11 protein-coding genes are annotated in these 13,393 nt (G+C 63.0%); 5 read left to right on the forward strand and 6 right to left on the reverse strand.

From position 1 onward, the window contains the following. Window positions 1–141 precede the first annotated feature (141 nt). The 5 genes from AC2FL1_RS22550 to dctP all read right to left on the reverse strand — a co-directional run bounded on the left by AC2FL1_RS22550 (window position 142) and on the right by dctP (window position 4,790). Entirely contained in the window at window positions 142–1,086 is a 945-nt protein-coding gene (locus tag AC2FL1_RS22550) for a carbohydrate kinase family protein (RefSeq protein ID WP_496878420.1), read from the reverse strand. Window positions 1,087–1,151: 65 nt separating this feature from the next. Continuing rightward, window positions 1,152–1,910 (reverse strand): alpha/beta fold hydrolase, encoded by a 759-nt coding sequence (locus AC2FL1_RS22555; RefSeq protein WP_496878415.1) that lies wholly within the window; start codon window positions 1,908–1,910, stop codon window positions 1,152–1,154. Continuing rightward, window positions 1,910–3,211 (reverse strand): TRAP transporter large permease, encoded by a 1,302-nt coding sequence (locus AC2FL1_RS22560; protein ID WP_496826794.1) that lies wholly within the window; start codon window positions 3,209–3,211, stop codon window positions 1,910–1,912. Before AC2FL1_RS22560 ends, AC2FL1_RS22555 begins: the two co-directional genes overlap by 1 nt. After that, on the reverse strand, window positions 3,211–3,720 hold the full coding sequence (locus tag AC2FL1_RS22565) for a TRAP transporter small permease (RefSeq protein ID WP_496826792.1): 510 nt from the start codon (window positions 3,718–3,720) through the stop codon (window positions 3,211–3,213). Before AC2FL1_RS22565 ends, AC2FL1_RS22560 begins: the two co-directional genes overlap by 1 nt. A 74-nt stretch (window positions 3,721–3,794) precedes the next feature. Beyond that, entirely contained in the window at window positions 3,795–4,790 is a 996-nt protein-coding gene (dctP, locus tag AC2FL1_RS22570) for a TRAP transporter substrate-binding protein DctP (protein WP_496826790.1), read from the reverse strand. A gap of 217 nt (window positions 4,791–5,007) precedes the next feature. Between dctP and AC2FL1_RS22575 the strand changes: the two genes are divergently transcribed. Beyond that, window positions 5,008–5,892, forward strand: coding sequence for a LysR family transcriptional regulator (locus AC2FL1_RS22575; RefSeq protein ID WP_496878416.1), 885 nt, complete (start codon window positions 5,008–5,010; stop codon window positions 5,890–5,892). Here AC2FL1_RS22575 and AC2FL1_RS22580 read toward each other — a convergent pair. Continuing rightward, complete coding sequence (locus tag AC2FL1_RS22580; RefSeq protein ID WP_496878417.1) at window positions 5,887–6,774, reverse strand: LysR family transcriptional regulator; 888 nt, start codon at window positions 6,772–6,774, stop codon at window positions 5,887–5,889. The genes AC2FL1_RS22575 and AC2FL1_RS22580 overlap by 6 nt on opposite strands. Before the next feature lie 111 nt (window positions 6,775–6,885). Between AC2FL1_RS22580 and cuyA the strand changes: the two genes are divergently transcribed. The 4 genes from cuyA to AC2FL1_RS22600 all read left to right on the forward strand — a co-directional run. Continuing rightward, on the forward strand, window positions 6,886–7,905 hold the full coding sequence (gene cuyA / locus AC2FL1_RS22585) for a D-cysteate sulfo-lyase (RefSeq protein WP_011241939.1): 1,020 nt from the start codon (window positions 6,886–6,888) through the stop codon (window positions 7,903–7,905). Between the two features lie 37 nt (window positions 7,906–7,942). Further along, window positions 7,943–8,929, forward strand: coding sequence for a YeiH family protein (locus AC2FL1_RS22590; RefSeq protein ID WP_496826783.1), 987 nt, complete (start codon window positions 7,943–7,945; stop codon window positions 8,927–8,929). A gap of 515 nt (window positions 8,930–9,444) precedes the next feature. Next, window positions 9,445–10,155 (forward strand): hypothetical protein, encoded by a 711-nt coding sequence (locus tag AC2FL1_RS22595; protein WP_496878418.1) that lies wholly within the window; start codon window positions 9,445–9,447, stop codon window positions 10,153–10,155. 85 nt (window positions 10,156–10,240) lie between these two features. Then, window positions 10,241–13,393: calcium-binding protein (locus AC2FL1_RS22600; protein ID WP_496878419.1), on the forward strand; the 3,153-nt coding region annotated here is incomplete at its 3' end.

Consider the following 13,393-nt stretch of genomic DNA (forward strand, 5'->3'; position numbering starts at 1 on the left):
AAGATCGAGATCGACCCGATGATCACCCACACGCTGAGCCTCGACGAGATCAACAAGGGCTTCGACCTGATGCATGCCGGCGAAAGCATCCGCTCCGTCGTCGTCTACTGAACCCATACCGGCGCCCAAAAAGGGCGCCGCTCAATCACGATGCGGCATGGCCAGCTCATGCGCCCAGGGCGGGTTCGACCCGGCGCGCGACACGGCGATCGCCGCTACCCGCGCCCCATGGTTCAATGCGACCGTCAGCTGTTCCGGGTTGAGCCGCGCCAGCGAGGCCGGTGTCAGCAGGCCCTGATCCGACAACGAGGCCAGCAGCCCGGCAATGAACGTGTCCCCTGCGCCGACGGTGTCGCTCACGGTGACCCGCAGGGCGGGCACAGAGATTTCGGTGCCGTCCGGCAGGTAGCCCTCCGCGCCCGCCGCGCCGCGCGTCACCACCACCAGCGCCGGACCCAGAGCCAGCAGGGCCCGCGCCCCGGTTCGTAGATCGGGCGCCTCGGGGTAAAGCCAACCCAGATCCTCGTCCGACAGGCGCAGGATATCGGCCTGCGCCATCATCGCGGTAAGCCGCGCGCGATAACGCGCCTCGTCCTCGACAAGGGCGGGCCGGATATTGGGGTCGATCAGCACCACCCGCCCTGCCCCGTGGCGGCTCAGCAGATCGGCATAGGCGTCGGCGCCGGGTTCGCAGGCCAGGCTGATGCCTCCGAAACACAAGGTCTTGGCTGCCTCCGGCAACGGGGGAAGATCGGCGGCGCCCAGCATCCGCCCGGCGCTGTTTTCATCGTAAATGGCATATTCGGGCTGGCCGTCGCGCAGCCGGACAAAGGCAAGCGTCGTCGGCCGATCCACCCGCGCCGCGCCCGACAGGTCCACATGGCTGGCGGTCAGCGCCTCGGCCAGCTGCTGGCCGAACATGTCGCGTGACAGCGCGGTGACCAGCCCGACCCGCTGTCCCAGCCGCCCCAGCGCAATCGCGGTGTTGAGCGCCCCGCCCCCCGGTTGAGGCAGGAAGCCGCGCGCCCCACCGGTGGTGGGGGCCTGAATCATGTCGATCAGCGCTTCGCCGCAGCACAGGATCATCGCCACCCCCGTTTGGTCCGATACGCGGGCATCTCAGCGCAAACGGGCAGGATTTGCCAGAGCTGTCAGGGTTCGGTCAGGAAATCGGCCAGGATCGCGTGGAAGAAGCCCGGTTTCTCCAGATGCACCGCATGCGAGGCGCCGGGCACCACCGACAGGCGCGCATCGGGAATGTTGGACCAGAGCGTGTGGATCTGCGGCCAGCGGTAGGATTTGTCGCAATCGCCCCACAGGACCAGGGTCGGCATGCTCAGCCGGGGCAGCGCCGCGCGCCCGTCCCAGGCGGCCATCGCGCCCAATCCGGCCATCGCCGCCTGCGGGTTGGCCCGGGCGCCGATCTCGACCAGCAGCGGATAGCCCGTCGCCGCCGCACCCGCCCGGAACCAGGTGGCCCCGATCCGCCGGATGGTGCATTCGACCCCATCCGCCAGAAGCCGTTCGCGCGAGGTGTCGATCGGCTCGAACCGGTCGGGCATCAGCCCCAGCGGCCCGGTGCCGTAAAGCACAAGCCGCTTGACCGCATCGGGCCGGTCGGCTGCCATCTGCTGCGCGATCATGCCGCCCATGGAATGGCCGACCAGCAGGAATTCGGCGATGCCCAGCTCGTCCAGCAGATCCAGTACCGCCGCCGCCATCTCCTCGATGCTGGTGCATCCCGGTCGGTCGGCGGCGGCACCGAAACCCGGCAGGTTGGGCGCGATCACGTCGAACGCGTCCTTGAACCGGGCGATTTCCTGTTCCCATTGCGCGGCACCGCCCAGATAGCCATGGACAAAGACCAGAACCGGCCCCGACCCCTCACGCAGATATGGCAGGCCCGGCATCAGCGCATCTGCTCCGGCAGCCAGAGCGCCACGTCGGGCGCCACGATCAGCACCGCGATCAGCAGGATCATCGCCCCGATGAATGGCAGGCAGCCCATGATCACGTCACCGATGGTGACCTGATCGCGGCTGATCGCCTGGATCACGTAGAGGTTCAGCCCAACCGGCGGTGTCAGCACCGCGATTTCCATGGTGATGGTGTAGACCACGCCGAACCAGATCAGGTCAAAGCCAGCAGCACTCATCAGCGGATAGATCGTCGGCAGGGTGATGAAGGTCATCGACACCGGTTCCAGGAACATGCCCAGGATGATGTAGAACACCAGCACGATGGCCAGGACCGTATAGGGCGACAGGTCGAAGGACAAAAACAGCTCGGTAAATTGCTGCGGCACCCGGTAGTAGGTCAGCACGAAACCGAACAGCACCCCCGCCGACAAGAGCAGACCCAGATAGCCCATGGTCCGCATGGTGGAAAAGATCGCCTCCTTGAACCCCTGCCAGGTCAGCCCGCCGACCCAGAAGGCCAGCAGAACCGTCAGCGAGGCTGCGACGGCGGCGGCCTCGGTGGGCGTGGCGATACCGGCATAGATGGCAACCGTGATCACCAGACCGATCAGCACGACCGGGCCGACTGTGGCCAGGATCATCCGCATCGGCATCTTGGCCGCATCCTCGCTGCCGGGGATATCCTCGGGGCGAAGCATGCCCCAGATCAGCACCACGACGACAAAGCTAGACACCAGGATGATGCCGGGGATCACACCGGCGATGAACAGGTCGCCGATGCTCTGATCGGTGACGATGCCATAGAACAGCAGGATGAGACTGGGCGGGATCAGCACCGACAAGGTGCCGCCGGCGGCCAGCACGCCCGACGAAAGACGCTTGCCATAGCCCAGCCGCAACATCTCGGGCAAGGCCACGCCGCCGATGGTGAGCGCCCCCACCATGGACGAGCCGCAGACCGCGCCGAACCCGGCGCTGGCCCCGATCGAACCATAGGCGGCAGAGCCACGCAGCCGCACGCCCTGATGCAGGAATTGATAGAGGTTCGGCCCGATATTCGATTTGCCTATCAGCTCACCCAGGAACACGAACAGCGGGACCGCTAGTAGGATATAGTCGATCCAGACGCCCCAGAGCTTCAACTCCGAAGACACGATCGAGGTTTTCCAGCCTTGGATCTGCCAGAGAAACGGCAGCGATGCGGCGGCCAGTGCAAAGGGGATCGGCAACCCGATGGAGATGAAGAGCATCAACAGGCCCAGCAGTCCCAGGCCGACAACATACCATTCCATTAGAGGTCTCCAGTCGGGGCCGGGCGCGTGATCAGGCGGATCAGGCGCAATGCGGTGTAGAGGGTGAACAGGACCAGCGCGACCGCGCCCGGTGCCCAGAACATGTAGCGGGGCCAGTGCAGGATCTCGGAGGCCACGCCCGAGTTGAACGAACGGATCGTGGCGCTGACACCGGCATAGGCAAAGAAGCCCCCTACCCCCAACATCAGCAGGTGATTGAGAATGTCGAAGAACCGCCGCGCCCCCGGGCGCAGCTGGTCGGTCAGCATGGTCACCTTGGGAAAGGCATCTTCGCGCAGGGCAAAGGCGAGCCCGGCAAAGGCCACGGGAAACAGGAGCAGCGCGGTGGCCTCGGTCACCATCCGGTCGGGCTTGCCCAGACCATAGCGGACAAACACGCCGTAGGTGATCCAGACCATCTGGACCAGAACGATGACGGCCCCCAGCCCGGCGAGCCATACGACGCCGCGCTCGACACCCCGGATCAGGCGGTCGATTCCGTCATTCATGACAGACCTCTCAGGTTTTGAATAAGCGGCAACTGTGGCCCCGGTCGTGCGGGGCCACAGGTATTTTCCGCCGATCAGGGTGCGTGGCTGGCCAGCAGCGAGCGGATGCTGTCGGCAAGCTCGTTGCCGCAGGCATTGTTCACGGTCTCGTCCCATTTGGGTTTGACGCTGGCAATCAGGCTGGCGCGTTGGTCGTCCGAGATGGATACGGCAGCCCCGCCGCCCTGCATGACGGCATTGCCGACCTGCTGGTCTACCCAGGCCTCGTAGCGCGGCTGAAGCCAGGCTTCGGTCTCGGCCGCCGCTGCGGTGAGCGCTGCCTGTTCATCCGCGCTCAGCGCGTCGAACTTGGCCTTGTTCATCATGTACTGGATGTTGCCATAGAACAGGTTGGCGTTGACCATATAGGGCATCACGGTCCACAGCTTCCAAGAGGAATAGGTGGCCACGCCCATGTTGATGCCATCGACCACGCCGCGCTCGGCGGATTGGAACACTTCCTTGGGGGCCACAAAGACCGGCTCGCCACCCCAGGTCTCGATCATCATCGATACCAGCGGCCCGATCGAGCGCACCAGCTTGCCGTCCAGATTGCCGATATCGGCAACCGGCTCTTCGAACCACCATTCCTGGTCGTAGGAGTAGTTGGAGTTAAAGAGCGGCACCAGCCCGGCATTGGCGGCCTCGTCCCGGATCAGCGCGGCATAGGCGGCGTCCAGCCCGGTCTGGTCCTCTAGGCTCACCTCGGCGGGATAAAGCGAGGTCACCGCATAGCAGGGCAGCCGGTTGTCGGCGTTGATCCAGCTGATATCGGACACGCCGCCCTGGACGGAATCGACGCCCTCGGACCAGCCGTGCAGCGTGGCCGAGGGGAACACCTCGACCTTGACCGAGCCGCCGGTCTTTTCGGCGACCAGATCGGCGAAATGGGTAAAACCCGCGTAACGGATATCGGCTTCGTTCACATAGGTGCTCAGACGCAGCGTGGTTTCGGCCGAGGCCGTGCCCGCCGCCAGACCACAGGCCAAAGCCAGTACGCTTGCCGTTGCGGTTTTCAGGTTCAGGTTCATTCAGAGTCTCCCGGTTGGATGGGCGGGGATGGTTCGGTTCTTGGCGCCGTCTGCCCCGCATATGTGCTCCGCGCCCCCAGCGGGTGACGGTCGGATGCTAATGAAAAGGCTAGGCACGGGTCGGGCGTTATGGCCAACTCAAATACATCATTAAACTATGCGAATGTTGCATAAATAAGCAAAATCAGGTAATTATGGTGAAAACGAGGGCGCAAAGATGGACATCAACTGGCTTCGTGATTTCACCTGCCTGGCGAGGACGCTGAATTTCACCCGTGCGTCGGAAGAGCGCAACATCACCCAATCCGCCTTTAGTCGTCGTATCAAGTCGCTGGAAAACTGGTTGGGTACCCCGCTGATCAAACGCTCGACCTACCCGGTGCAACTGACCGAGGCGGGTCAGCAATTCCTGCCGGTGGCGCAGGAAGCTATCGCCAGCCTGACCGATATTCGGCAGGTGCTGCGCGCACAGGAACAGGGGGTGACCGCGTTCCAGCGCTTTGCGGTGCTGCACACGATCTCGGTCAACTACCTGACCCGGCGGATTGCCGAGTTCGAGGACCTGATCCCCAACCTGCGGGTGCGGGTCTATTCGGACAACCTGCGCACCTGTTGTCAGCTGCTGTCGGACGGGACCTGCGATTTCCTGCTTTATTACCGGCATCAGGACGTGCAGCCGGTGTTCGAGGAGAAACAGTTCGCGCGCAAGGATATCGGGGTCGAGCTGATGTATCCGGTGGCCGAGACCGGGGCTGCTCAGGCGGGGGGCTGGGATTTGGACGGAGACGGGCGCCAGATGATCCCTTATCTCAGCTATGATCCGAGCAGCTTTCTGGGCACCGTGGTCGACCAGACCATCGGCAATCGCACCCCGCCGCTGGCGATCCGCTACATGGATGCACTGACCGAGGCAATCAAGCGGCGGGTGCTGTCGGGCAGCGGCATGGCCTGGCTGCCCGAAAGCGTGATTGCTGAGGAACTGGCCGCCGGACGGGTCACTATCATCGGCGGTCCGGACTGGCAGGCACCGCTGACCCTGTCGCTGTTCTGTTCGCGCGACCGGCTGGACGAGACCGGCCAGAAAGTATGGAACGCCCTATGACGGGCCGGGCTGGCGGCTGAGCATTTGCCAGCTTTGGTCGCTCCGGCGTGGGCTGCCGCCCGATAATCGCATCAGGGTGACTGTCAGCGGCTGTTCCGGCAGGCCCTCGGCCCGGCAGAGCCGCCCCGCCGCCAGATGTGGTGCCACCAGTGTCAGTGGCAACCAGGCCACCCCGATGCCCCCCAGCGCATATTCGCAGGCGGCGAGTGTCAGCGCGGTCTCGGCGCGCACCTCGTAGGTGAACCCCGCCGGCAGGCGCGGGGCAACAAAGCGGTCGAACACCTGCCCCAGGAACACATCCGGCGGATAGCCGATCACCGGCATCGCCGGGCGCGCGCCCGCTGCCTCCAGCCCCGGCGCATGGACAGGGACCAGCAGGTCGGTTTCCAGCTCGGCCCGGTCAAAGGCCTGCGGCAGCATCGGGTCACGCTCGCCCGGCACCTCGTAGGCGACCGCGAAATCGGCCTCGCCCGACAACAACAGCATCAGGCATTCATCCCGGTTGCCCGAACGCACCCGGACCGAGATATCCTGAGACGCGGTCAGATCCCGCACGATCCGGGGCGAGATGGTGGTGGTGATCGCATGCTGACAGACTAGGGTGACCCCGCGCCGGGCATCCTCGGCCGAGACCCGCAGATCCTGCTGCAACCGCCGCAAACGTCCGCTGAGTTCGCGCAGCTCGGGCTCGAGCGCCAGAACGCCGGGCAGCACCGCCACCGGCTTGCGGCTGCGGTCGAAGAGTGCGGCGCCGATCCGCTCCTCGATCCCGCGCACCCGGCGTGTAAAGGCGGGTTGGGTCAACAGCCGGCGTTCCGCCGCCGCCGCCAGAGACCCTGTGTCAATCACCGCCAGGATGTCGTCGATCCAGTCCAGTTGCATCGCCCTGCCCCTATAATATGCCGTTCATGCATGTTATCCCGCGCAGTTTGCATTAGATTGCCCGGAAATTCGAGGGTAAGTTGCCCTAAACCCAATTCAGGAGTTAAGCCCATGCATCTTGCCCGCTATCCCCGCCGCTTCATCGCCCATCTGCCGACGCCGCTGGAACGGCTGGACCGGCTGACCGCCGAACTGGGCGGGCCCGAGATCTGGATCAAGCGGGACGACTGCACCGGCCTGTCCACCGGCGGCAACAAGACCCGCAAGCTGGAATTCCTGATGGCCGAGGCCGAGTTGCAGGGCGCCGACATGGTGATGACGCAGGGCGCGACCCAGTCCAACCATGCCCGCCAGACAGCCGCATTCGCCGCCAAGCTGGGCATGGATTGCCATATCCTGCTCGAGGACCGGACCGGCTCGAACAACGCAAACTACAACAACAACGGCAACGTGCTGCTCGACCATCTGCATGGCGCCACTACTGAAAAGCGTCCGGGCAGCGGTCTGGACATGAATGCCGAGATGGAAAAGGTGGCCGAGAAGTTCCGCGCCGATGGCCGCAAGGTCTATACCATCCCCGGTGGCGGCTCGAACCCGACCGGCGCGCTGGGATATGTGAACTGCGCCTTCGAGATGCTGAACCAGTTCAACGAGCGCGGGCTGAAGGTGGATCATATCGTGCACGCCACCGGCAGCGCGGGCACTCAGGCCGGGCTGATCACCGGGCTTCAGGCGATGAACGCACAGATCCCGCTGTTGGGTATCGGTGTGCGGGCACCCAAGCCCAAGCAGGAAGAGAATGTCTATAATCTGGCCTGCGCCACCGCCGAGAAGCTGGGTTGCCCAGGTGTCGTCGCGCGCGAGGACGTGGTCGCCAATACCGACTATGTCGGCGAAGGCTATGGCATTCCCACCGAAAGCGGGCTGGAGGCGATCCGCATGTTTGCCGAGCTTGAGGCGATCCTGCTCGACCCGGTCTATTCGGCCAAGGGCGCCGCGGGCTTCATCGACCTGATCCGCAAGGGGCATTTCAAGAAGGGAGAGCGGGTTGTGTTCCTGCATACCGGCGGCGCGGTGGCGCTGTTCGGCTACGACAACGCGTTTGACTATTCGGGACGCTGGGTGGCCTAAGGCCACCCCTACCCCCTTACTGCCAAGGACATAACCGATGGTATCGGCGCTCAAGTCCCGTTGGGACACCCACTTTGGTGGCATTCTTCTGGTCTGCGTTGTGGCGGCCGCCGCTACCTTTCTGTCCGAGCATTACGGGGCGCCGGCCATGCTGTTCGCGCTGCTGATCGGCATGGCCTTTCACTTTCTGCATCGCGATGCCGCCTTTGCCCCCGGCCTCGATTTCTCGGCCAAGACGCTGTTGCGGTTCGGGGTCGGGCTGCTGGGTCTGCGGCTGAGCATTGGCGATGTGGAAAGCATCGGTTATGGCGCCGTGGGCGCGGTGGGGGGCTTTGTGCTCGCCACGCTCGCCTGTGGTGCCACGCTGTCCTATCTTTTTGGGCGCCGCATGGCCTTTGGCCTGCTGGCGGGCGGGTCGGTGGCAATCTGCGGGGCGTCGGCGGCGCTGGCCATTGCCTCTGTCCTGCCCGCGCGGGCCGATCGCGAGCAGGACACGCTGTTCGTGGTGATCGGGGTGACCGCGCTGTCGACCATCGCGATGATCGCCTATCCGATCCTGTTTGCCAGCCTGGGCATGTCCGATCTGCAATCGGGGTTCCTGATCGGGGCCACCATCCATGACGTGGCGCAGGTGGTGGGCGCGGGCTATTCCATCAGCGACGAGGCGGGCGTCATCGCCACATTCGTCAAGATGGTACGGGTTGCGCTGCTGCCGGTGGTGATGCTGGTCGTGATGTTCAGCTTTCGCGGCGCGCAAAGCCAGCGGGTCACCCTGCCCTGGTTCCTGGTGATGTTCATCGCACTGGCGGTCTTGGCCAATTCCGGCGTGATCCCGCAAGTTGTGATCGACGCCATCGGAACCCTGTCGCGCTGGTGCCTTGTGATCGCCATCTCGGCCCTGGGGGTAAAGACAAGCCTTGCGACCATTGCCCATGTCAAGCCGAGCTACGGCGTCATTCTGGTGGTCGAAACTCTTTTCCTGCTGGCCATCGCTATCGGTTTCGTGTTGCTCAGCGGATTCTGAACCGACCCCGATCCTATCGAACGCGGGCCTCGGTTTTCATGCTGTTTCCGGTGGGCAGCACGGCGCGGTGCCGTACTATGATCCATGATTTGAAATGTGCGTGCGATTCTTTTAGACTCGACGCCACGATGTCGTTTCACGAACTTGAAGAACGTAAGGGTTTTCATTGGCGGCAAAAAACGAACGCGGCCAGTTTTCATTGCTCCCCGGCTATCGGAGAAAATTTCGGAATTGATCTGCGTCAAATATCGCGCTTTCAATCTATATTAAAAATGGAATAGGTTTTCGAGTAACGAATGCGTCAAAACGTGCACAGTAGTTTGATAGGAAGGTCGAACGGGGGCCGAACCACGTGTGTCACAGGGTGATTGGTGGGTTGCATGCACATTGACGTGACATGCGAAACGAAGGGTCCGGTTGGCTGGCGCCTGCTCTTCTGCCTTGTTGCGGTGCTCGGTTTTCTTGGGTCTGAACTCGTTGCGAAGGGGGGCTGTAATGAAGGTGACGGTTGGAAGATGACTGTTTCTGCAATTTCAGGGGATATCCTGAACAGCGTCAGCAAGCGGCCCGAAACCGACGAGGATGCGCTTCGACTGGCGCGGCAGCATCTTGATTTGCTTGTTGCCGCGATGGCGGCAGCGGGTCGTGTTGGCGTGCCTGTTGATCTGACCGTGATGACGGCCCCGGCCTTTACGGACTCTACCGCCGGACCGGTGTCCTGGCCTCCGGTGGGGGCACGGCTGGTTTCGCCATGGCTGGCTTTGTCAAAGACCGGATCGGGGCGGTTGTCACTGACCCTGTTCGCGTCCGACCTGCGTTTGATCGCCGATGGCGCCTTGCGGTCGCAGGGCGCAGCACCCGAGGCCTATGCAACCGGACCAGACTGGCGCAGCATGTCCTTTGCCTGCCTGGCGGGTGCGACGGAATCCTATGTATCGCATGTCTCCGCCGGACAGCCTTCCGAAAGCTGGACCGCCAAAGAGGATTGCGTGCCCGGATCGCTTGCGGGGCCGATGGCTTGGGCGTTTCGCACCGCCCCACAGAATTTCTTCGTTCCATTCGACATGACCGTGACGAAATGGATCGAGACGGAACGCGGCAATAGCGCCGCGTTCTACAAGGCGCTGTATGTCGCGCTCCTGCGACACGGCCTGCCGTTGCTCGACGACGAGGCCGGTGCTGTCGATACTTGGTGGCACGCAGCATTGCACGAGGTTGATGAGTGAGCGCGAGGGGTTGCGGAGATTTTGTTGTCGGTGGCGGATAGAGAGGCCGCGCCGCCCGGAACATTGAACAATTGGGGGAACGATCATGACCATTGAAACAGTTTTGTCGCACACGACATTTACAGGCTATTCGGCTGCACAGCAGACCATTCTGGAGAATGCGCTGCGTGACATGTATGCGAATTCGGCCACCGGCAAGACCCTGCTGGACAAGGTCACCGCAGCCCTGCCGCTCGATATCAAGTTCGTGGCCGGCGAGGCTCGGGCCTTTAGAGGAACCGGTCGGGTCGAGCTGGATTTCGCGGCGGTTTCCGACCTGGCCTATTTTGATGCCAACGGCAAAGGTGTTGCGGTCGAGATCGAACATGTGCTGCGGCACGAACTGGTTCACGCGCTTCAGGGGATTGGGGATTCTCCTCGGGGCACGACCAGCACGGACAGCGCCAAGGGCCCGACGCTGGTTTTTGAAAAGGACATCAACGATGAGTTGTCCAAACCGAACCGGCTGTCGTATGAGGGCGTCGATTCCGACACAGCGATCATTCCGGGTACCGAGTATACCGGCGGGGCGGCCATCGACCTGGCTCTTGCCCGTTCGGGCAACGAGGACACGTCGGGCAACAACCCGGCCACCAACGATCTGCTTTGGGGCCGCGGTAACGGCAGCAACTACTTCAAGTCGGGGGATGGCACCGACTACCTTTACGGGAATGGCGGCAATGACGTTCTCGAAGGGGGCGGCGGCAACGACTCTGTGAATGGTGGTACCGGGACCGACCGGGCTGTCTTCAGCGGCAATTGCAGCGATTATACGATCACCTCGAACGCGAATGGTACCATCACGGTTGCGGACAACCGGGCCAACAGCCCGGATGGAACCGACACGCTGAAAGATGTGGAATATGCCCGGTTCGCCGATGGTGAGATGAACCTGACCACCGGCGAGTTCGCCTGTCCGGGTCAGAACGTGGTGATCGTGATCGACAAGACCGGCTCGATGTCCAATGACATCGCGGCGGCAAAGGCTGCGGCCATCGAGATTGCAAATGCCCTTTTCGGGACGACCGAGAAACCGGTGGCCAGCACCCTGGCGATCGTGACCTATTGGGACAGCAACACGGTCACCAATCTGTCGTTCACCAAGCAAGACAGCGTGGCCGACCGCAAAGCAGCGGCACTGGCGGCGCTGAACAACCTGTCGACCTCGACCTCGGGCGGCACCGAGAACCTCAACACCGCGCTTCTGCATGCCATCAACGGCAATGCCGGCACCTGGGACACTCGTAACAAGTCCAACAAGATCATCGTGTTCACCGACGAGGATGCCGACGACCCGCAACTGCGTGCCGAAGTGGTGAGCAAGGCGCTCGCGGCAGATATCGCGGTTCCGCCGCCGCCGGTCGGCAATGCGGTGCCGTTGCAGACCGCGATCGAGCAGGTACAGGGCACAAATTTCGTCGACTACACCGACACCCCCTTCTCGGATCCCTATGGCCCGGTGCCGTTGCAGGTTTTGCCAGTGGTGATCGGGAACAGTTCGACGGCCAACTCGGACCTTGAAGCACTGGCCGACCAGACCAACGGACAGGTGTTCAACGCCAGCACCAGCGACCCCTCGCAGGCGGCCCAGAACGTGATCGCTGCCATCAACGCCTCGTCGGGCACGGATGGAAATGACAGTCTGACCGGCGACGACAATGCCAACTCGATCGGTGGTCTGGGTGGCAATGACACGATCTCGGGCGAGGGCGGCAACGACACCTTGTCCGGCGGTCCCGGTGACGACGTCCTCAACGGCGGCGCCGGCGATGACAGCCTGCGCGGCAACGCCGGTTATGACACTGTCGACGGTGGTGCGGACACCGATACCGTTGTCGTCAATGCCAACAGCAGTGACGTGAACATCATCGGGTCCTCTGATCCGATCACCATCCAGAGCCCGGATGGCGATGTGGTCATCAGCAATGTCGAATTCGTGCGTTTCCTGGATCGGACCATGGCGGTTTCGGATCTGGGCACGTTGACGACCGTCAATACCTTTGGTGGCCGTGGCGATGACAGCATGGATGGTGACGCCAATGGCAACCGTCTCTGGGGGCGCGAGGGCAACGATACCGTCAATGGTAACGGTGGCAACGACACCCTGGATGGCGGCCTTGGAAACGATGCCGTGAACGGTGGCGAAGGGGCTGACCAGATGTCCGGTGGGGGCGGCAACGACACCCTGGACGGTGGTGACGGAACCGATACCGCTGTGTTCAGCATTGTCAGTACAAGCGCTTCGGTCGACGGGCCGGACGATGCGCTGCGGATCGACACCGGACAGGGTGTCGTGACGCTGCGCAATGTCGAATTCGTGCGCTTTACCGACCGGACGTTCAACCTCACCGAATTGCAGGCGCTGCGCGATCAGACCCTGGTCGGCACACCGGGCAATGATACGCTGCGCGGCAGCTACGGCAACGACACCATTCTGGGCCTCGACGGCGATGACGAGCTTGACGGTGGCCTGGACAACGACGTGCTGAACAGCGGCGAAGGTCAGGACACCTTGCTGGGCGGACCCGGCGACGACCTTCTTCGTGTCACGCAGACGATCGCACCCACGGTGGTCGACAATACGGTCAACAACCCGGTGTCCAACCCGATGACCCTGCCCGAGAACTGGTCGCTGGAATCGTTTGACAATGTCGCCGATCCGACCACGGTTCCGCACCAGACTCTGGAAATCACCGGTTCGGATGAAACGCAGGAAGCGTTCCGCTTTACCGCAGAAGCCGGTCAGGTCTGGACTTTCGACATCGATGGCGCGGACTATGACACCGTTTTGGCGCTGTACGACAATAACGGCACTCAGATCACGTCGAATGATGACAGCAGCACATCAAATGGGGCTGGCGGTTCGACCAGCGGGCGTGATTCCTTCATCCAGCACACGTTCGCGGCAGATGGCACCTATATCATCTCCTTGCAGCGCTTTGGCGGAGGAACGATCTCGTCGACGCAGGTGGCAACGCTGAACATCTCGGCGACCGGAGTCACCGTGCCACCGGTGTCGACAACCGACACGAACCTGCTGGATGGTGGTGCCGACAATGACACGCTCGAAGGCGGCGGAGGCGACGATACGCTGATCGGCGGTCTGGGCGACGACTCGATGACGGGGGGCGATGGCAACGACACCGCAATCCTGAACGTGTCACAGCAATTCGTGTCGGGCCAGAACGTGACCGGAGGT

The organism is Ruegeria sp. YKSF070 (assembly GCF_059612725.1).